This is a genomic window from Anaerobacillus sp. ABD4_527 (assembly GCF_056160805.1).
Genome location: NZ_JBSWXZ010000001.1, coordinates 1,817,817 through 1,836,677, shown reverse-complemented (window position 1 = coordinate 1,836,677; position 18,861 = coordinate 1,817,817). Strand labels below are relative to the sequence as shown.

The 18,861-nt window shown below is 41.9% G+C and carries 20 protein-coding genes and 1 other RNA gene; 18 read left to right on the top strand and 3 right to left on the bottom strand.

Features of this window, described 5'->3' with window-relative positions:
- Positions 1 to 251 precede the first annotated feature (251 nt).
- Positions 252 to 563: an atypical membrane-integrating protein (Mistic protein) gene (locus tag ACXAHI_RS09565; RefSeq protein WP_474848128.1), complete on the top strand. Its 312-nt coding sequence runs from the start codon at positions 252 to 254 to the stop codon at positions 561 to 563.
- Between the two features lie 26 nt (positions 564 to 589).
- On the opposite strand, the gene ACXAHI_RS09560 is transcribed toward ACXAHI_RS09565, so the two are convergent.
- Complete coding sequence (locus ACXAHI_RS09560) at positions 590 to 877, bottom strand: hypothetical protein (RefSeq protein WP_270180053.1); 288 nt, start codon at positions 875 to 877, stop codon at positions 590 to 592.
- A 181-nt stretch (positions 878 to 1,058) separates the two neighbouring features.
- On the opposite strand from ACXAHI_RS09560, the gene rpoN reads away from it, so the two are divergent.
- The 16 genes from rpoN to ACXAHI_RS09480 all read left to right on the top strand — a co-directional run bounded on the left by rpoN (position 1,059) and on the right by ACXAHI_RS09480 (position 17,003).
- Positions 1,059 to 2,348, top strand: coding sequence for an RNA polymerase factor sigma-54 (gene rpoN / locus ACXAHI_RS09555; protein ID WP_474847314.1), 1,290 nt, complete (start codon positions 1,059 to 1,061; stop codon positions 2,346 to 2,348).
- Positions 2,349 to 2,425: 77 nt separating this feature from the next.
- Positions 2,426 to 2,662 carry a glutaredoxin family protein gene (locus ACXAHI_RS09550; protein WP_474847313.1) on the top strand — a complete coding sequence of 79 codons (237 nt, stop codon included), beginning with the start codon at positions 2,426 to 2,428 and terminating at the stop codon, positions 2,660 to 2,662.
- Positions 2,663 to 2,816: 154 nt separating this feature from the next.
- The gene (locus ACXAHI_RS09545; protein WP_474847312.1) at positions 2,817 to 3,845 is read left to right on the top strand and encodes a sugar-binding transcriptional regulator; all 1,029 of its coding nucleotides are present in this window, start codon (positions 2,817 to 2,819) and stop codon (positions 3,843 to 3,845) included.
- 56 nt (positions 3,846 to 3,901) lie between these two features.
- Entirely contained in the window at positions 3,902 to 4,909 is a 1,008-nt protein-coding gene (gap, locus tag ACXAHI_RS09540) for a type I glyceraldehyde-3-phosphate dehydrogenase (RefSeq protein WP_474810558.1), read from the top strand.
- 148 nt (positions 4,910 to 5,057) lie between these two features.
- Positions 5,058 to 6,242: a phosphoglycerate kinase gene (locus ACXAHI_RS09535; protein ID WP_474847311.1), complete on the top strand. Its 1,185-nt coding sequence runs from the start codon at positions 5,058 to 5,060 to the stop codon at positions 6,240 to 6,242.
- Positions 6,243 to 6,275: 33 nt separating this feature from the next.
- A complete protein-coding gene (tpiA, locus tag ACXAHI_RS09530; protein WP_474847310.1) occupies positions 6,276 to 7,037 on the top strand; it encodes a triose-phosphate isomerase in 762 nt (253 codons plus the stop codon).
- The gene (gene gpmI / locus ACXAHI_RS09525; protein WP_474847309.1) at positions 7,030 to 8,562 is read left to right on the top strand and encodes a 2,3-bisphosphoglycerate-independent phosphoglycerate mutase; all 1,533 of its coding nucleotides are present in this window, start codon (positions 7,030 to 7,032) and stop codon (positions 8,560 to 8,562) included. Before tpiA ends, gpmI begins: the two co-directional genes overlap by 8 nt.
- Before the next feature lie 24 nt (positions 8,563 to 8,586).
- Positions 8,587 to 9,876 (top strand): phosphopyruvate hydratase, encoded by a 1,290-nt coding sequence (gene eno, locus ACXAHI_RS09520; RefSeq protein WP_474847308.1) that lies wholly within the window; start codon positions 8,587 to 8,589, stop codon positions 9,874 to 9,876.
- A 145-nt stretch (positions 9,877 to 10,021) separates the two neighbouring features.
- Complete coding sequence (gene secG, locus ACXAHI_RS09515; RefSeq protein ID WP_270180044.1) at positions 10,022 to 10,252, top strand: preprotein translocase subunit SecG; 231 nt, start codon at positions 10,022 to 10,024, stop codon at positions 10,250 to 10,252.
- Positions 10,253 to 10,473: 221 nt separating this feature from the next.
- Complete coding sequence (locus ACXAHI_RS09510; RefSeq protein ID WP_474848127.1) at positions 10,474 to 11,223, top strand: alpha/beta hydrolase; 750 nt, start codon at positions 10,474 to 10,476, stop codon at positions 11,221 to 11,223.
- 33 nt (positions 11,224 to 11,256) lie between these two features.
- On the top strand, positions 11,257 to 13,572 hold the full coding sequence (gene rnr / locus ACXAHI_RS09505; protein WP_474847307.1) for a ribonuclease R: 2,316 nt from the start codon (positions 11,257 to 11,259) through the stop codon (positions 13,570 to 13,572).
- An 84-nt stretch (positions 13,573 to 13,656) separates the two neighbouring features.
- A complete protein-coding gene (gene smpB, locus ACXAHI_RS09500) occupies positions 13,657 to 14,124 on the top strand; it encodes an SsrA-binding protein SmpB (RefSeq protein ID WP_270180042.1) in 468 nt (155 codons plus the stop codon).
- A gap of 96 nt (positions 14,125 to 14,220) precedes the next feature.
- Positions 14,221 to 14,579: a transfer-messenger RNA gene (gene ssrA, locus ACXAHI_RS09495) on the top strand.
- Positions 14,580 to 14,792: 213 nt separating this feature from the next.
- On the top strand, positions 14,793 to 15,737 hold the full coding sequence (locus tag ACXAHI_RS09490; RefSeq protein WP_474847306.1) for an AraC family transcriptional regulator: 945 nt from the start codon (positions 14,793 to 14,795) through the stop codon (positions 15,735 to 15,737).
- A gap of 18 nt (positions 15,738 to 15,755) precedes the next feature.
- Complete coding sequence (locus ACXAHI_RS09485; protein ID WP_474848125.1) at positions 15,756 to 16,148, top strand: DUF1761 domain-containing protein; 393 nt, start codon at positions 15,756 to 15,758, stop codon at positions 16,146 to 16,148.
- 156 nt (positions 16,149 to 16,304) lie between these two features.
- The gene (locus ACXAHI_RS09480; protein WP_474847305.1) at positions 16,305 to 17,003 is read left to right on the top strand and encodes an SDR family oxidoreductase; all 699 of its coding nucleotides are present in this window, start codon (positions 16,305 to 16,307) and stop codon (positions 17,001 to 17,003) included.
- A gap of 62 nt (positions 17,004 to 17,065) precedes the next feature.
- Here ACXAHI_RS09480 and ACXAHI_RS09475 read toward each other — a convergent pair whose 3' ends face one another.
- Positions 17,066 to 17,563, bottom strand: coding sequence for a DUF4188 domain-containing protein (locus tag ACXAHI_RS09475; protein WP_474847304.1), 498 nt, complete (start codon positions 17,561 to 17,563; stop codon positions 17,066 to 17,068).
- Positions 17,564 to 17,579: 16 nt separating this feature from the next.
- The gene (locus ACXAHI_RS09470) at positions 17,580 to 18,125 is read right to left on the bottom strand and encodes a PadR family transcriptional regulator (protein WP_474847303.1); all 546 of its coding nucleotides are present in this window, start codon (positions 18,123 to 18,125) and stop codon (positions 17,580 to 17,582) included.
- A 171-nt stretch (positions 18,126 to 18,296) separates the two neighbouring features.
- Between ACXAHI_RS09470 and ACXAHI_RS09465 the strand changes: the two genes are divergently transcribed.
- Positions 18,297 to 18,848 carry a DJ-1/PfpI family protein gene (locus ACXAHI_RS09465; protein WP_270180022.1) on the top strand — a complete coding sequence of 184 codons (552 nt, stop codon included), beginning with the start codon at positions 18,297 to 18,299 and terminating at the stop codon, positions 18,846 to 18,848.
- The last annotated feature ends 13 nt before the right edge of the window (positions 18,849 to 18,861 follow it).

Genomic DNA, 18,861 nt, shown 5'->3' with positions numbered 1-18,861 from the left:
AGTGCATTAACGCGGTAGCACTTCGTATTGCATAACACTAACCTAGCGTAGTAGTGATCGTTGAATTTTTCCGTACCGTGTCCGTACATACGTTAGAAACATTGGTATGACGCAGTTTGTTGCTTGATACTTTTCGTACGTGGTACCGGAAACCACCGCTCTATCCTACTGAGCTACGGGCGCATACGTTAAGGGCAAGGATAATTATACGTGACAAGGTTTTTTTTTGCAAGGTGATTTTTTGGTTGAAAGTGACAAACACTAGAGCTATAACTGTGCTGAAGGTAGGGATTTCTTTGAAAGTAAATAGCGGAGAAAGTAAGTCGTTAAGTGATGCGATCGATCGCATCACAGAGGGACTTGAGAACGTTGTGGAATTGTACAATGAATCAGAAGAAGATACACCGCTCATTCAATTTGAACCACAAGTAGTAGAAACGATTGAAAAAGCTAAAAAAGTGTACGGAGATCAAACCGTGAACAAAAAGCTAAATAACGTTGTGAAAGAGATGCTAAGCTGGTTGGACCTTGGAGAAGAGCATCAAGAAAAAGAAAAAGAGTGAACCTTGTCCACTCTTAAAAAGTTAGATTATTGCTTCTTACCTGGCTTGTCATCTTCTCGGTCACTTGGTTTTTTGCTTGCTCCATTCATCGTATGCTTTAAGCCTGAATGCATACCAGAAGCGCATAATCCTAGCCAAAGTCCAATCAAAAAAGCTTTCTTGATATCTGGATCAATATAAATATAGCTCATTACGATTCCTACACCAATAGAAAGCAACGGTAGAAATCTAGCCGGGAAACCAAATATCTTGAAGAGTTGGACGATTCCAATGATGACTGGAAGCAAAGCAATACCATATACAGTCAAATCCATGGTTTTTGCCTCCTTTTTTCTCTCTGTACTATACTGTATGTCGAATGATGGGGAGTGAGTGGGCGCATTGCTCATTTTTGTGAAATCGAGGCGCATTAAATGATTGAAAATTCTGGTCATTTTCACTTTCCTCTTACCATATGCTGAATCAATATAGTATGATAAAGGTGGAGGGATTGCGATGGAACTAGGATTAATACAAAAGCAGACAACGCAACTCGTAATGACAACTCAATTGCGTCAGGCTATATCCATTCTTCAATATTCGACTTTAGAGCTGTTGGATTATATAAAAGAAGAAGCACTTGAGAATCCTCTTATCGAACTTCATGCACCATCATGGGATACGGGTATTCGTGCGAAAGCCGCTGGCCGAGGAGAGCGCGCCGACTCCTTAGACTATGTTGCTGAACGAGGCAAGAGTTTGAATGAAGAGCTTCACGAACAAGTGCGGTGTTTGAACTTATGCCCTCACCAAGCGAAAGTGATTCATTATTTGATAGATAATATAGATGAAGCTGGCTATTTACGTATACGTGATCATGAAGTGATCGAACAATTTCAGCTGACGAATCAAGAGTATGAAGAAGCTGTACATGTATTACAATCACTTGAACCAGGAATAGGTGGACGAAATCTAGCAGAGTGTTTAAGTTTACAGTTACATTCAACTTCAGAGGTCCACACCCTTGCCCGCAAATTAGTAAACGAAAATTTGAAAGCGCTAGCAGAGAAGAAATTTCGAGAGCTTTCAAAAGAGTATCATGTGAAACTTCAGGATATCCAGCTCGCATCAGATGTCATAGCTGCTCTTGATCCGAGACCGGGCTCAAAATGGTATAACGAAAAGCCTTATTATGTAGCCCCTGACATAATCATTAAAGAGAACGAAGGAACATACGCGATCAAACTATTAGATGATGAACTTCCTTCGATGAAGGTCAATACGGCGTATCAGTCGTTTGAAAAGGGAGAAGTCGGTCACTATATTAAAGGGAAGTATCAGCAAGTAAACTGGCTAATGAAGAGTATCGAACAACGAAAGCATACGCTAAGATCGATCATGACCGTCTTTATTGGAAAGCAGAGCTCTTTTCTTCAAATGGGGCTTAGTGAGCTAAGACCAATTACGCTTAAAGAAGTAGCAAATGAAGCGGGCGTGCATGAGTCAACGGTAAGTCGAGCTATAAAGAATAAATATGTCCAGACGCCTCAAGGCCTATATGCGTTGAAGGATCTATTTACTTCTAGACTTTCTGGTGAAACAGAGACAGGAACCTCTTCATCTAGTGTAAAGATCTTCATTAAGGAGTTTGTAGAAGAGGAAGATAAAAAGAAGCCGCTTTCGGATCAAAAGATCGTAGAGGCTCTTCATATACAAAAAGGAATACAAGTATCGAGACGAACGATTGCGAAATATCGTGAAGAATTGGGGATACCCGGTTCATCGAGAAGGAAGCGTTTTGTATAAACAGCTGCAGAAGCAGCTGTTTTTTTGCGAGTAACGAATTTAAAAGGTTAGAATGGTATAGGAAAGGGGTTTAAAGGATGAGTAAAACGGTTATGTTATACACGAAAGAGACATGTCCTCTTTGTGATGAAGCGTATTATATCCTTGAGGATCTTCAAACAGAAATTGATTTCAAGATAGAATCAGTTGATATCTATCAAGATGAAGCGTTGCTCGAGAAGTTTATGGTGATGATTCCGGTTGTTGAAGTTGATGGAGAAATCGTTGATTATGGCAGGATTTCAAGAAATAACGTAAGAAAACGCTTACTTTAAATTTTTAAGTATATCATAGTTGCCCATGTAGTTGGCAACTGCTACAATGAAATTTGTAAGACGTTCTTTTTTTGATTCGGGTGGGACTGAAAATGTCTAACCGGGACATAATACGTCTCGAGAATAAAAAAAGAACCTGCAGGGGAGACGAACAATGCGCTCATTACTCGCACTTCAACAAAAACTACTACCAGACTTATTAGAGGTTATGAACAAGCGGTATCGTGTTCTGAGGCAACTTAGGCTCACGCAACCAATTGGTCGAAGAAGCCTTGCGAACAGTCTGGATATAACAGAAAGAGTTCTCAGAAGTGAAGTGACTTTCCTTAAAGACCAGGGTTTGCTGGATATGTCCATTCAAGGAATGCAGCTTACCGAGGAAGGTGAGCAGCTATTACTGGAGCTTGAACCTGTTATGAATGAAGTTTCTGGTCTTGATAATCTGGAAGAACGGTTGAAAGATAAACTTGGTATTCCAGAAGTACTTATTGTACCCGGTGACAGCGATGTTACTCCCTGGGTAAAGAAAGAAATGGGCAGAGCCGCAGTGGGACGCTTGAAAAGGTTTCAGCTTGAAAGTAAAGTTGTGGCTGTGACGGGCGGTACCACGCTCGCGAGTGTAGCTGATATGATGGTTCCTTCGCTTGACATGGACGGAACACTATTCGTACCGGCTCGTGGTGGTCTTGGTGAACAAGTTGAAAACCAGGCTAACACGATCTGCGCGAAGATGGCGCGTAAAGCTCATGCAGATTATCGTTTGCTTCATGTTCCAGATCAGCTTAGTGAAGAAGCATACCAATCATTAATCGAAGAACCTGGCGTCAAGGAAATCCTTGAAATTATCAAATCTGCCAGTATTGTGGTTCATGGGATTGGAGATGCTAAAACAATGGCTGTGCGACGTAAATCAACAGGTCAAGTTCTTGAGAAAATCAAAGAAAACCATGCTGTTGCGGAAGCGTTTGGATACTACTTCAATCAATCCGGAGATGTTGTACACAAAGTGAAAACCATTGGATTACAGCTAGAAGATCTAGAAAGAAGCGAACTCGTTATTGCAGTCGCAGGCGGTCACTCAAAAGCAAAAGCGATCGAAGCTTATCTGAAGACTGGAATACAAAGCGTCCTCGTCACTGATGAGGGGGCAGCAAAAGCGTTACTAGAGGGAAATTCCCTTTAATAAATAAAACATAAGATACCTCGAGAAACGAGGAACATTCAAGGAGGAATTATACAATGGCAACAAAAGTAGGTATTAACGGTTTTGGACGTATTGGTCGTAACGTATTCCGTGCAGCACTAAACAACCCTGGCGTAGAAGTGGTTGCAGTAAACGATCTTACTGATGCAAACATGCTTGCACACCTTTTAAAATACGATACAATCCATGGCGAACTTAACGTTGAAGTTGAAGTTAATGGTGAGAACCTAGTAGTTAACGGTTCTGAAATCAAAGTTCTTTCAGAACGTGATCCTGCACAACTTGGTTGGGGAGACCTTGGAGTAGACGTAGTTGTTGAATCTACTGGTCGCTTCACAAACCGTGAAGACGCTGCTAAGCACCTTGAAGCAGGCGCTAAAAAAGTTGTCATCTCTGCTCCAGCTAAGAACGAAGACATCACAGTTGTTCTTGGTGTAAACGAAGACAAGTACGATGCTGAAAACCATCACGTACTTTCAAACGCATCTTGTACGACTAACTGTCTAGCACCAGTTGCTAAAGTATTGAACGATAAGTTCGGTATCAAGCGTGGTCTTATGACAACAGTTCACTCTTACACGAACGATCAGCAGATCCTTGATCTTCCACATAAAGATTACCGTCGTGCTCGTGCAGCAGCTGAGAACATCATCCCAACTTCTACTGGTGCTGCGAAGGCTGTATCTCTAGTACTTCCTGAGCTTGATGGTAAGTTGAACGGTATGGCTATGCGTGTACCAACTCCTAACGTATCCATCGTAGACCTAGTAGCTGAGCTAGATGCAGACGTTACAGTAGATGACGTAAACGCTGCTCTAAGAGAAGCTGCTGAAGGTGACCTTAAAGGATACCTTGGTTACAGCGAAGAGCCACTTGTATCAAAAGATTACAACGGCAACCCACATTCTTCAATCGTAGATGCAATCTCTACAATGAACATCGACGGAAACATGGTTAAAGTTGTTTCTTGGTACGACAACGAGTGGGGTTATTCTAACCGCGTAGTAGATCTAGTCGACTACATCGCATCAAAAGGGCTATAATAAGAATTGTAAATAATGGGGGAGGAAGTCAGGAGCCTTCCTCCTTTTCCATTGGTTTTTTTAGCTCTGTTTTAGGATAAATGATCAGTACGTCACTTTTATGTGAGACATTTATCTTCATTAAGACGTGCAAAGGAGGAATCCCACTATGAACAAAAAATCGATTCGTGACGTAGCGTTGCAAGGTAAAACGGTATTTTGCCGCGTTGATTTCAACGTACCTATGGAAAATGGAGCCGTCACAGATGAAACGCGTATCAAAGCAGCCCTTCCTACGATTCAGTATCTATCTGAGCAAGGTGCAAAGGTGATTTTAGCAAGTCATCTTGGGCGTCCAAAAGGTGAAGTTGTCGATGAACTTCGTCTTGATCCTGTAGCTGATCGTTTAAGTGACCTTATTGGCAAGACTGTCACGAAAACAGATGCAGTCTATGGTGATGAAGTAAACCGTGCGATCAGTGATCTTGAAGAAGGTGACCTTCTATTGATCGAAAACGTACGTTTTGAAGCTGGTGAAGAGAAGAACGATGCTGACCTTGCGAAAGAATTTGCTAAAATGGCAGATCTTTTCGTGAACGACGCATTCGGAGCAGCTCACCGTGCTCATGCTTCAACTGAAGGGATCGCACATCACATTCCTGCTGTAGCTGGTTTCTTAATGGAAAAAGAGCTTGAAGTACTTGGTAGTGCATTAACAGAGCCTTCTCGTCCATTCACTGCAATCGTAGGTGGTGCGAAGGTGAAAGATAAGATCGGTGTGATCGATCACTTGCTCGATAAAGTGGACAACTTGATCATCGGTGGTGGTCTTGCTTATACATTTGTAAAAGCACTTGGCCATGAGATCGGTAAATCTCTTCTTGAAGAAGATAAGATCGAGCTTGCGAAATCCTTTATGGATAAAGCAAAAGAAAAAGGCGTTAATTTCTATATGCCTGAAGATGTCATCATTGGCGACGACTTTTCTAACGATGCGAACACGAAAGCAGTTAGCATCGAGGAAATTCCATCTGATTGGGAAGCTCTTGATATCGGACCAAAAACAAGAGAAACGTACAAAAGCGTTATCCAAGATTCCAAACTCGTTATTTGGAATGGCCCAATGGGAGTTTTCGAACTAGATGTGTATGCGAATGGTACGAAGGCAGTAGCTGAAGCACTTGCTGATGCTAACGATACTTACTCAGTTATCGGTGGCGGAGACTCCGCAGCAGCTGTTGAGAAGTTTGGTTATGCTGACCGTATGAGCCATATTTCTACTGGCGGCGGTGCATCACTTGAGTTCATGGAGGGTAAAGACCTTCCAGGAGTGGTTGCACTCAACGATAAATAATTTACATTACTACCAAAAGGATGGTGAGTGAACATGCGTAAACCAATCATCGCAGGGAACTGGAAGATGAACAAAACACTTACTGAAACGAAGAACTTCGTCGATGAAGTAAAAGGACTTATTCCAAGTACAGACCGCGTGGATTCAGTCGTCTGTGCTCCAGCTCTTTTCCTTGATTATCTAACGGATGAGCTTAAAGACAATGCGCTAATGACTGGTGCACAAAACATGCACTTTGAAGAGAACGGTGCGTTCACAGGGGAAATTAGCCCTGTAGCACTTAACGATCTTGGCGTAGAATATGTCATCCTTGGTCACTCTGAGCGTCGTGAACTGTTTGGTGAAACGGACGAAATCGTAAATCAAAAAGTCCATGCTGCGTTCAAACACAATATGACGCCGATCATTTGCGTTGGTGAAACGTTAGAACAGCGTGAAAGCAATGTAACGGAAGACGTTGTGAAGGTTCAAGTTCAAAAAGCTATCGCTGGCTTGACGAACGAACAAGTTGCGCAATCTGTTATTGCTTATGAACCAATCTGGGCAATCGGAACTGGTAAAACAGCAACGAGCGAGCAGGCGAATGAAGTTTGTGCATTTATTCGTAACGTTCTTAAAGAAGAAACGACTGAAGAGACAGCAAACGCTGTTCGAATTCAGTACGGTGGCAGTGTAAAACCTGCTAATATTGAAGAGCTTATGAGTCAGTCTGATATCGATGGTGCTCTTGTTGGTGGCGCTAGTCTTGATGCGAAGTCTTTCCTACAGCTTTTGGAGGCTGGTCAGAATGCCTAAAAAGCCAAATGCTCTTATCATTCTCGATGGCTTTGGCCTAAGAGATGAAGAGAAAGGAAATGCAGTAGCACAGGCGAATAAGCCTAATTTTGATCGCTATTGGAATCAGTTCCCACATGCAACTCTTGAAGCGTCTGGAGAGGCTGTTGGTCTTCCAGACGGACAAATGGGTAACTCTGAAGTTGGACACTTGAATATCGGTGCCGGCCGTATCGTATATCAAAGTTTAACGAGAGTGAATCTTGCTATTAAAGAAGGCGACTTCTATGAAAACCAAACATTTATTGAAGCGATGGATCACGCTATCGAAAAGGGAACAAGCCTACACTTGTTCGGCCTTCTTTCAGATGGTGGAATTCATAGTCACATCAAGCACCTTTTCGCTCTACTTGAGCTTGCAGCTAAAAAAGGTGTAAAGAATGTTTATGTTCATGGCTTTCTAGATGGTAGAGATGTTGGTCAGAAATCAGCGAAGACCTACATCAAACAGCTTCAAGATAAGATGGACGACCTCGGAGTAGGGCGCCTTGCAACGATTTCGGGCCGTTACTATTCGATGGATCGTGATAAGCGATGGGACCGAGTAGAGAAATCTTACCAGGCGATTGCTTATGGTGAAGGTCCATCTTACAAAGATCCATTTGAAGTGATCGATGATAACTACAAGAATGAAATCTACGATGAGTTCGTTCTTCCTTCAGTGCTAACTGAAGAAGACGGCTCTCCAATTGCGACGGTAGATAGCGAAGATGCAGTCATCTTCTTTAACTTCCGTCCCGACCGAGCAATTCAGATTTCACAAGTCTTTACGAACGAGGATTTCCGTGGCTTTGACCGTGGAGAAAACCGTCCGAAAGACATTTACTTTGTATCTTTGACACACTTCAGTGAAACTGTGGGTGGAGACGTAGCTTTCAAACCAGTTAACTTAGATAATACGCTTGGTGAGGTGCTATCTCAGCAAGACTATACTCAGCTTCGTATCGCAGAAACTGAAAAATATCCTCACGTAACGTTCTTCTTTAGCGGTGGACGTGAAGAGGAATTCCCAGGGGAAGAGCGTATTTTAATTGATTCCCCTAAGGTTGCAACCTATGATTTGAAGCCGGAAATGAGTGCTTATGAAGTAACGGACGCGTTACTAAAAGAACTCGATGCGGATAAACATGATGCAATCATCTTGAATTTTGCTAACCCTGACATGGTAGGGCATTCCGGAATGCTCGAACCTACAGTCAAAGCCATCGAAGCTGTTGACGAATGTCTAGGTAAGATCGTTGACAAGATTAAAGAAAAAGGGGGAAATGCAATCATTACCGCTGACCACGGGAACTCGGATGAAGTGACTACACTCGATGGTGATGCGATGACAGCACATACAACGAGTCCGGTACCTGTAATCGTAACGAAAGAAGGAGTAGAGCTTCGTACAGATGGTATTCTTGCGGACTTATCACCAACCCTTCTTGAATTACTAGGTGGAAACCAACCTAAAGAAATGACAGGAAAATCGTTAATTAAGTAATTCACATTAAAAGGAGATGACATTATGCCAATCATTACTGACGTTTATGCACGCGAAGTCCTAGACTCTCGTGGCAATCCAACAGTTGAAGTAGAAGTATTTACAGATGCGGGCGTAAAAGCACGCGCAATGGTACCTTCAGGTGCATCCACTGGTGAATACGAAGCAGTTGAGCTTCGTGATGGCGACAAAGGCCGTTACCTTGGTAAAGGTGTAGAAAAAGCAGTAGCAAACATTAACGAAACAATCGCTCCTGAGCTAGTAGGCATGAGCGTATACGACCAGCTTGGTATCGACAACATGATGATCGATATGGACGGTACTGACAACAAAGCGAAACTAGGCGCTAACGCGATCCTAGGTGTTTCTATGGCTGTAGCTCGTGCAGCTGCTGAAGAGCTTGAGCTTCCACTATATGTGTACCTTGGTGGATTCAACGCGAAAACTCTTCCAACACCGATGATGAACATCCTAAACGGTGGCGAACATGCTGATAACAACGTAGACATCCAAGAATTCATGGTTATGCCTGTTGGCGCACCTTCTTTCAAGGAAGCACTACGTACTGGTGCAGAGATCTTCCACAGCTTAAAAGGTGTTCTTAAAGAAAAAGGCCTTAACACTTCTGTAGGTGACGAAGGTGGATTCGCTCCTAACCTTGGTTCAAACGAAGAAGCGATCCAAACGATCATCGAAGCAATTGAAAAAGCTGGCTACAAGCCTGGCGAAGAAGTTATGCTAGCTCTTGATGTAGCATCTTCTGAAATCTACAAAGATGGCAAGTACGATCTTGCTGGTGAAGGTGTCGTTAAGACATCTGAAGAAATGATTGAATTCTATAGCCAACTTTGCGAGAAGTACCCAATCATCTCCATTGAAGATGGTCTAGATGAAAACGATTGGGAAGGCTGGGAGAAGCTAACTCAAGCACTTGGTGAGAAAGTACAGCTTGTTGGTGACGATCTATTCGTTACTAACACAAACAAACTTTCTGAAGGTATCGAGCGCAGTGTTGGTAACTCAATCCTAATCAAAGTGAACCAAATCGGTACACTTACTGAAACGTTCGAAGCAATCGAAATGGCGAAGCGCGCTGGTTACACAGCAGTTATCTCTCACCGTTCTGGTGAAACAGAAGATACAACGATCGCTGACATCGCTGTTGCAACAAACGCTGGACAAATTAAAACAGGCGCACCGTCTCGTACGGACCGCGTTGCGAAGTACAACCAGCTTCTTCGTATCGAAGATGAGCTTGAGCACCTTGCAGTATACGGTGGTAAGACAAGCTTTTATAACCTTGCGAACAAGTAAGGTCATTTACTCCCCCTCATGTTAATCATGAGGGGGTTTTTGTGTTAGGCTTAAAGTAACGAGGGTTTCCGAAATTTATTGCTTTTATTGAAATTTTTGTGGTAAATTTATAGTATTGGAAGGTTAATGTCCGGGAGGTGGAATCATGCATCTAGCAGCATCTATTGCGTTAATCATCGTATCGATCTTACTAATCACTGTCGTATTGCTTCAATCAAGTAAAAGCGCAGGTTTATCGGGAGCAATTACTGGTGGCGCTGAACAGTTATTCGGAAAGCAAAAAGCTCGCGGTTTTGAAGCCGTATTAAATAAAGTGACGGTCGTACTCGCCGTATTATTCTTTGTTCTTTCTATTTTAGTTGCGTACCTCGTGTAACGCAGGAGGCAGCAAGTGATGAACCACTTGCTGCTTTTTTATTTCTCAAAAGCCAAAAAAACTCGATGGTTTTCTACATAACCATACAGGGTAGGAAATTGTAAGGAGCACTTTCCTTTAGCCTCCCTGATGGAAAAGGTAAAATACAGATAGAATTTATAATCAAACTAATCAAAGGAAAAGCTACATGAGAGAGGTAGAGCTTTCGAAGGAGGAAACACATCATGAAAGTTGTTGCACCAAAGCCTTTTACATTCGAAGGAGGCAATAGGGCGGTATTGATGCTTCATGGTTTTACAGGAAATTCAGCCGACGTCCGAATGATGGGCAGGTATTTACAAGAGCAGGGCTACACTTGTCATGCACCGCAATACAAAGGACACGGCGTACCGCCTGAAGAACTAGTACATACAGGTCCGTCTGATTGGTGGAAAGATGTTCAAGAAGGATATAACAAGCTCAAGGAAATGGGCCATGACGAGATTGCAGTAGTGGGATTATCACTCGGAGGCGTATTTTCCTTAAAGCTCGGCTATACTGTTCCTGTAAAGGGAATCGTACCCATGTGTGCGCCGATGGATATGAAAGACGAAGAAACGATGTATGAGGGCGTACTCGCATATGCGAGAGAATATAAAAAATACGAGCGTAAATCTCCTGAACAGATTGAAGAGGAAATGGAAGCGTTCAAAGAAACACCGATGAATACACTAGGTGAATTACGAGATTTGATCTACGATGTCAGAGATAACATTGATATGATCTATGCACCTACTTTCGTCGTCCAAGCGAGACACGATGAAATGATCAATACGGATAGTGCGAATGTCATTCATGACAATATCGAATCTGATGAGAAAAGCTTAAAATGGTATGAAAATTCAACTCATGTCATCACGTTAGGAAAAGAAAAAGAAGTGCTTCATGAGGATGTGCTCGAATTTCTTAACGGACTTGATTGGAAAGAATAATACGTTAATTTGTTTGAAGGAAGGTGAAACGATATGGCAGAAGAACATGTACAAAAAATATTGAGCTACATGAAAGACGAGGCATATAAACCATTAACGGTTAAAGAACTTGAAGAAGTGTTCGGCATTCAAGATTCGAGTGAATTCAAAGATTTCGTTCAAACGTTAAATATGATGGAAGACGATGGTTTGATTGTGAGGACCCGCACGAATCGATATGGTTTACCAGAGAAGATGAACCTCGTTCGTGGTAAACTTCAGGTTCATGCGAAAGGATTCGCGTTTCTACTCGCAGAAGGCGAAACGGATGAGAAGGATGTTTACATTAATCAAGGCGATTTGAATGGAGCGATGAACGGTGACCGTGTCATCGTGCGTTTGCATTCTAAATCCTCCGGCTCTCGCCCTGAAGGAACCGTAATTAGAATCATCGAGCGTGGTGTGAAGCGAACCGTTGGAACATATTCTGATAGCAAGCACTTTGGTTTTGTTATAGCGGATGATAAACGAATTCCACATGATATTTTTATTCCAAAAGGCTCAACTGCTGGAGCCGTTGATGGTCACAAGGTAGTTGTTGAGATTACAAAATATCCAGAAGGAAGAATGAGTGCGGAAGGAAAGATAACGGAAATTCTCGGTCATAAAAATGATCCTGGTGTTGATATTCTTTCTATCATCCACAAACATGAGCTTCCGGGAGAATTTCCTGATGCTGCTATGGAACAAGCGACAAACACGCCCGATCAGATCGATGAGAAAGAAATTGAAGGTCGACGAGATCTGCGAAACGAAACGATAGTAACGATCGATGGTGCAGATGCCAAAGACCTTGATGATGCTGTTAACGTTGAGAAATTATCAAACGGAAACTATAAGCTGGGCGTTCACATTGCAGACGTGACGTATTATGTAAAAGAAAACTCACCGATTGACCAAGAAGCGTTGGAACGTGGGACGAGCGTCTATCTTGTTGATCGCGTTATCCCGATGATTCCCCATCGCTTATCCAATGGGATTTGTAGTTTGAACCCTAAAGTTGATCGCTTAACGATTTCATGTGAAATGGAAATCACGCCAAGTGGTGAAGTGGTTCATCATGAAATTTTCCCAAGTGTAATTAAGACGACAGAACGAATGACGTACACTGATGTACGAAAAATATTAAATCGTGAAGATGATGAGGTAATCGAACGATATAAATCTCTCGTGCCGTTCTTTGATGGTATGGGTGAACTTGCAGATATCCTGCGTAAAAACCGCTTCGAACGTGGCGCGATCGACTTTGATTTCGCTGAAGCAAAAGTTCTCGTGGATGATGAAGGTAGCCCGCATGACATCGTGTTAAGAGAACGATCTGTAGCTGAGCGCCTTATCGAAGAATTCATGCTCGTAGCTAACGAAACGGTCGCGCAGCATTTCCACTGGATGGATGTTCCGTTTATGTATCGTATTCACGAAGATCCCGACTCTGAAAAGCTAGATACGTTTTTTGAGTTCATTACGAACTTCGGGTATGCGATTCGAGGTAATGCGAATACCGTACACCCTCGTGCACTTCAAGAATTATTAGAGGAAGTAAGAGGTGAGCCAGAAGAAGCAGTCATTAGTAAGATCATGCTTCGTTCGATGCAACAGGCTAAGTACTTCCCAGAGAGCCTTGGACACTTTGGACTTTCAACTGATTTCTATACTCATTTTACCTCTCCAATACGTCGTTATCCTGACTTGATCGTACACCGTTTGATCCGTACGTATCTATTTGAGAAGAAGGTAGACAATCAAACGCGTGAGAAGTGGCAAGCTGCCCTTGGAGAGATCGCCCAGCATGCTTCAGCGATGGAAAGAAGAGCTGTCGATGCCGAGCGTGAAACCGATGATTTGAAGAAAGCGCAGTTTATGGAAGATAAAGTTGGGGAAGAGTTTGAAGGTGTGATCAGTGGCGTTACGAACTTCGGTCTGTTTGTTGAACTTCCTAACACGATCGAAGGCCTCGTCCATGTGAGTTACTTAACCGACGACTATTACCATTATGACGAAGGCGCGTACGCTATGATCGGTGAACGTACAGGGAATGTTTATCGAATCGGCGATGAGATTTCAATTCGTGTTCAAAACGTTAACGTTGATGAACGAGCAATCGACTTTGAAATCGTTGGAATGAAGCCGCCGAAACAGCGACGTCGTAAAGAAAGTCCTAAGGTCATTCAAGGTGGAAAACGTAAGAAGCGTGGGAAGTCTAACAAGACGACAGATGCTGGCGCGAAAAAGCGTAAGTTTACGCCACCAAAAAACAGTCAAGGCACTAAGAAGTCTAAAAAGAAAAAACGTAAGCCAGGTAAACGATAACTACAGCTGGTCGGAATGAGTCATCTTGACTTATTCTGACCATCTTGTTATACTGGTTTTTGACGCTTGAGAGGGGGAACGGTCATGCCAAAAGGTGATGGAAATCTTATTGCTCAAAATAAGAAAGCAAGACATGATTATTCAGTTGAAGAAACGTACGAAGCAGGGCTTGTTTTACAAGGAACTGAAATTAAATCCATCCGAGCAAGACGCGTGAACCTGAAGGATTCTCATGCGATCATTCGTAAGGGCGAAGTTTACTTGATCAATATGCACATCAATGAGTATGAGCAAGGGAACAGATATAACCATGATCCTACACGTACTCGTAAGCTACTGATGAAGCGTAAAGAAATAGATAAACTGATCGGACTTACGAAAGAGCAAGGCTATACGCTTATTCCTTTAAAGCTCTATATAAAGAACGGATATGCAAAAGTTCTAATAGGTCTTGCAAAAGGTAAGAAAAAGTATGATAAGCGTCAAGATCTAAAACAAAAAACAATGAAGCGTGAGATCGACAAAGCTCTGAAAGAGCGTCAGAAGATATAATTTCCAGTTGATTACAAACGCTCATATGTTATACTAAAAAGTACCGAAACAAGTTAATAAGCGCTAAGCGCTTCCGTTTTCGGTTCTCATTCACATGGGGACGTTACGGATTCGACAGGGATAGGTCGAGCTTAAGTCGCGAGTCGAGTTGGCGAGCTACGTTAAAAACGCCACGCCTATAATTGGCAAAGAAAACAACAACTTCGCACTAGCAGCATAAACTGCTTTGCGGTTCCTCCCTCCATCGCCCATGTGGTAGGGTAAGGGACTCAACTTAAGTGGGATACGCCAACGATCCACCGTCTGAGGAAAGTTGGAAGAGATCAATCAGACTAGCTGCAAGGAAGCCTGTCGTTAGGCCGAATTGTAGTGAAACGCTAATATAACGACTACACTCGTAGAAGCTTAAGTGCCGATATTTCTGGACGTGGGTTCGACTCCCACCGTCTCCACCAATACATATGTTGGTGGTTTTTTTATGTCTTTTTTTACTACAAAAATAGTCACATTACATTCGATCAAACAACCACAGCTCTGATTATATTCGCTTCTTTTAGCACCAAAACGGACTCAACAACCTCGAGTCCGTTTTTTTATCGTGATAAACTTATGACAACATGTCTGATTAGCCGATACTATCTATAGGCTGAACGTAAAGGAGTTTTATCGTGTATACAGATGCAGAACAAACGAAGCATGTAAGTAAAGTACTAGAATACATCGAAGCAAATTTAACAGAATCATTACCATTACATACCCTTGCTGAGATCTCTACCTATTCTCCATTTTACTTTCAGCGATTGTTTACGAAAATAGTTGGAGAATCACCGGCAAGTTATATTAAAAGACTTCGGTTAGAAAAAGCTGCTCATTTTCTAATTTACGAGCCTACGATGTCGATTACAACGATTGCTCATCAATGTGGTTTTTCCTCATTGTCCTATTTTACCTATTCATTTAACGATTACTTTCAAACCAACCCAAAAAAGTGGCGAGAAGGAGCATACTTGGAGCGTTTTGCTAGAGAATACCAAGATAGCAAGAAATCTAAACTTTATAACAAAAATATGAAAGAGAACTTTGAACAAAGCACTTATAATGAATTTAGTTATTTAGATCTATCCAACGTGAAGACTGTTTCCTTATCGAGCTGTGCAACTGTTAAACGCTATAGCAAAGGTCCTTATACGGAGGGAGTTCAAGATGTGTGGGCGGAACTCTATCACTGGGCTAATGCTAGAGGTTATCCCACTGATGAACTGTTAATGTTTGGAGTACCTAAGAACAACCCATACATTACGCCTCCAGAAAAAAGCCTCTATGAGTGCTGTATAGGGTTAGAAAAATCAGAGCATATGAGCACGAGTGATGAAGTGGTTGGAGAGTTTAATGGTGGAAATCATGTGTTGTATGAATTCGATGAACTGCTCGATTATCAAGACAGAAGTAAAATCATTGAGTGTTATTCAGAATTATATAGCATCTGGTTACCGAAGAGTGGATACCGTTATCTTAGTAATCCGATTGAACTTGTTCAATTAGAGCAGGAGGAAGGGTCTTTACACGTTACATGTAAAATAAAGGCGATAGGCTTAGCGATTGAGCCTAAATGAATTGGAGGAATCAGAGTGATGTCGATCAGTATTATCGGTGTTATTGCAGGTGGACTACTTTATATGATTTATGGAGGTATTTATTATTCGGTATTGTTGTCCGATAAAAAGAAAAGTGGAAATGAACAATTTTTACAACAAGCTTCAGCAGGTCCGTTGAAATACGTCATTGCGGTGATAACGGCATTCGTCTCGTCATTCATTGTAGCGTTATTTGTTTCGATAAGCGGAACGACTGGAATATTATCGGGGTTAGGGATAGGGCTCTTAATTGGTACGATCATCACATTTGTATATTTGAAGAACCACAAGTTTGGATTGTTGAGTAGAAGAGCTTTTTATATTGCGATAGGTGATCACCTTGTTATCTTTACTTTACTTGGCGCGTTACATGGAATATTTACGAACTAAAACCACCACTAAAGGTGGTTTTTTCGTTTAGAGTCTCGGGCTATACTTATTGCTAGAATTGTAAAGAATATATTTCCGTCGTCCAACACGTTTTTTTCTAAGCGATTTGTGGAAAGGATATGAGATACCTACTTAGGACATGAGGAGTTGATGCAAATGGGTACGAAAACTGCACTTGTAACTGGTTCAAATAGAGGAATCGGTTTTGAGATCGCACGTCAGTTAGGGAAGCAAGGCGTCACAGTTCTCATGACTGCAAGAGATAAAGATAAAGGCGTAAAAGCGATGGAAGATTTAAAAGAAGAGGGCTTCGACGTTCATTTTTATGAACTAGACATAACGAGCGATAGTAGTATAAAGCATTTGTATAGCGAGATTTACAAAGATTTTCATAAACTCGATATTCTCATTAACAATGCGGGGATTTTCATCGATCAAGATTTCACTGTATTAGAAGTAGATCGTGAAACTCTTTCAAAAACGATGGAAACGAACACGTATGGTCCGCTTTACTTAACTCAAGCATTGATCTCGTTACTTAAGAATAGTGAAAACGGTCGAGTTATCAATGTATCGAGCGGTCTTGGTTCTGGTAACAGCATTGGAGAGTCACATCCTGCTTACTCATTATCAAAAGCCGCATTAAACATCGTTACGATTCAATTAGCCGATGCGCTTCGAGATAAAGGGATCAAAGTCAATGCTATGTGTCCAGGCTGGGTTAAAACAGCTATGGGCGGAGAAGGTGCTATGAGGTCTGTGACCGATGGAGCGGATACTGCGGTATGGCTTTCCTTGGGAGATGTGACCACGACAGGGAAGTTCTTTAGAGATCGTAAAGAGATTGATTGGTAGTCTGAGATAGAAAGGAATGAATTAAAAAGATCCCCTCTGATGCAGGAGGGGATCTTACTAGTTTAAGTAGATGCTTCATTTTTTGATTGTCTGATTGAACCGAGCCGCTTTCTTGCTGAATTTTTCCTCGGTGTAATCGGTGTATGTCCTAGCGCTTTTGATAATCCGAATTTTGGCATGTTTCCATAGAAGCACTCACTATTTTCTTGTGGCACAATATATGTTTCATGATAGATGCCGACAGCTCCATTATCTCCTACTCTTTTATTAAAGTTTTTCCAGGCAGCAAGGTGTTTATGTCCATGTGCATAAGAGAGTAAATCTTCAGTTGATCGCCAGTACTGAATCATTAACGTCGTACGCCCAAAGAATGACTCCATTGAAAGGCACCCGAGACTTTTGTTTGTTAGTAGCTCTTTGATCATGCCTGGCATCGCTGTAAACACGGGCAGCCACTTGTGAATCGCCCACCATTTGTTAACTCTCATACCAATAACGAATACAACAACATCCTGATCTCCCTCAGTCGTATACCTTCCAGGAAAAACTTCTTTACTCATCTTAAAATCCTCCCTGTTATGTTAATAAAGACTTACGTGTTTCCTCACACCACTCAAGTGCAGCCTGTGTCGTACGTTTACCATAATCGATTGTGAATAGCCAGTATCGTGCGTCCGCTTTATCACTCGAAGTCTCTAAAATCATCGTTTCGATTCCATTGTACGTTTGGAGTCGATCTTGGAGGATTTCTGCGTATTGATCGAGTAAATTAGTTGTGATATCTGTTGGTTGATGTCTACTGAAGAATAGCTTGAGAAGGAGTTCGTTTTTCTCAGGTTGAACAGATTGTAAGGGAAGTTGAAGCCAGTCTTGCAAAGATTCTTTTCCTTTTGGAGTAAGGTGGTATTCAATTTTGTCTGGCTTGCCTTCTTGAGGCGTTTTCTCGCTAGTTGCCAATCCTTCAGCCACTAAGTCTTTTAAAGTGGGATAGATTTGCCCGTAGCTAATTTTCCAGAAATGATTTAAACTCCCATCAATCATTTGCTTTATGCCATATCCTGTCTGGCAACCTGTCGTAAGTATTCCTAAGATTGCATATTTCGTATGGTTTATTTTTGTCATATGTTCACCTATATCTATTTGATATATATCTTATAGATATAATATAACCAATTTCCTTAAATTAGTAAAGGGTATTGTGGGAATAATCTAAAAAATACTGTCATTGTGGTTATTCGATTTCAAAATAAGGGTATGGAATTGACGTAATAACTATGGTGGAGGTGCTTTTCAATGAGCAAAAAAGTGTTGATGATCACTGGCGATGCTGTCGAGGCGCTTGAAGTGTTCTATCCGTATTATCGTTGTCTAGAGGAAGGGTTAGAAGTGACGATTGCTGCCCCATCAGCGAAGAAGTTGCAGACGGTCTGTCACGATTTCACCGGAGAGATGGAGACGTATGTAGAAAAGCCTGCATATGGAATCGAAGCGCACACTTCATTTAAAGAAATCGATCCTTCTGATTTTGATGGGTTAATCATTCCAGGTGGCCGTGCACCGGAGTACATTCGACTTGATGAGCATGTGCCGAATATTCTGCGTCACTTTTTTGAAGAAAATAAGCCTGTAGGAGCGATCTGCCACGCAGCACAAGTGCTGAGTGTCGTGTCTGATGTGATGGAAGGAAGAGAGTATACAGCTTACCCAGCATGTAAACCAGACGTTACAGCTTGTGGCGCTACATATAGCGAAGAACAGGTCCACACGCATCGTAACCTAGTGTCAGGACAAGCATGGCCTGACTTGCCACAATTTATGAAGGAATTCTTAACGCTACTGCGATAATGCTAAAATCCCT

Bases quoted from the DNA above. Each gene is read 5' to 3' on its own strand.
- ACXAHI_RS09560 (WP_270180053.1), bottom strand. From the start codon at position 877: ATGGATTTGACTGTATATGGTATTGCTTTGCTTCCAGTCATCATTGGA.
- rpoN (WP_474847314.1), top strand. From the start codon at position 1,059: ATGGAACTAGGATTAATACAAAAGCAGACAACGCAACTCGTAATGACA.
- ACXAHI_RS09550 (WP_474847313.1), top strand. From the start codon at position 2,426: ATGAGTAAAACGGTTATGTTATACACGAAAGAGACATGTCCTCTTTGT.
- ACXAHI_RS09545 (WP_474847312.1), top strand. From the start codon at position 2,817: ATGCGCTCATTACTCGCACTTCAACAAAAACTACTACCAGACTTATTA.
- gap (WP_474810558.1), top strand. From the start codon at position 3,902: ATGGCAACAAAAGTAGGTATTAACGGTTTTGGACGTATTGGTCGTAAC.
- ACXAHI_RS09535 (WP_474847311.1), top strand. From the start codon at position 5,058: ATGAACAAAAAATCGATTCGTGACGTAGCGTTGCAAGGTAAAACGGTA.
- tpiA (WP_474847310.1), top strand. From the start codon at position 6,276: ATGCGTAAACCAATCATCGCAGGGAACTGGAAGATGAACAAAACACTT.
- gpmI (WP_474847309.1), top strand. From the start codon at position 7,030: ATGCCTAAAAAGCCAAATGCTCTTATCATTCTCGATGGCTTTGGCCTA.
- eno (WP_474847308.1), top strand. From the start codon at position 8,587: ATGCCAATCATTACTGACGTTTATGCACGCGAAGTCCTAGACTCTCGT.
- secG (WP_270180044.1), top strand. From the start codon at position 10,022: ATGCATCTAGCAGCATCTATTGCGTTAATCATCGTATCGATCTTACTA.
- rnr (WP_474847307.1), top strand. From the start codon at position 11,257: ATGGCAGAAGAACATGTACAAAAAATATTGAGCTACATGAAAGACGAG.
- smpB (WP_270180042.1), top strand. From the start codon at position 13,657: ATGCCAAAAGGTGATGGAAATCTTATTGCTCAAAATAAGAAAGCAAGA.
- ACXAHI_RS09485 (WP_474848125.1), top strand. From the start codon at position 15,756: ATGTCGATCAGTATTATCGGTGTTATTGCAGGTGGACTACTTTATATG.
- ACXAHI_RS09480 (WP_474847305.1), top strand. From the start codon at position 16,305: ATGGGTACGAAAACTGCACTTGTAACTGGTTCAAATAGAGGAATCGGT.
- ACXAHI_RS09475 (WP_474847304.1), bottom strand. From the start codon at position 17,563: ATGAGTAAAGAAGTTTTTCCTGGAAGGTATACGACTGAGGGAGATCAG.
- ACXAHI_RS09470 (WP_474847303.1), bottom strand. From the start codon at position 18,125: ATGACAAAAATAAACCATACGAAATATGCAATCTTAGGAATACTTACG.
- ACXAHI_RS09465 (WP_270180022.1), top strand. From the start codon at position 18,297: ATGAGCAAAAAAGTGTTGATGATCACTGGCGATGCTGTCGAGGCGCTT.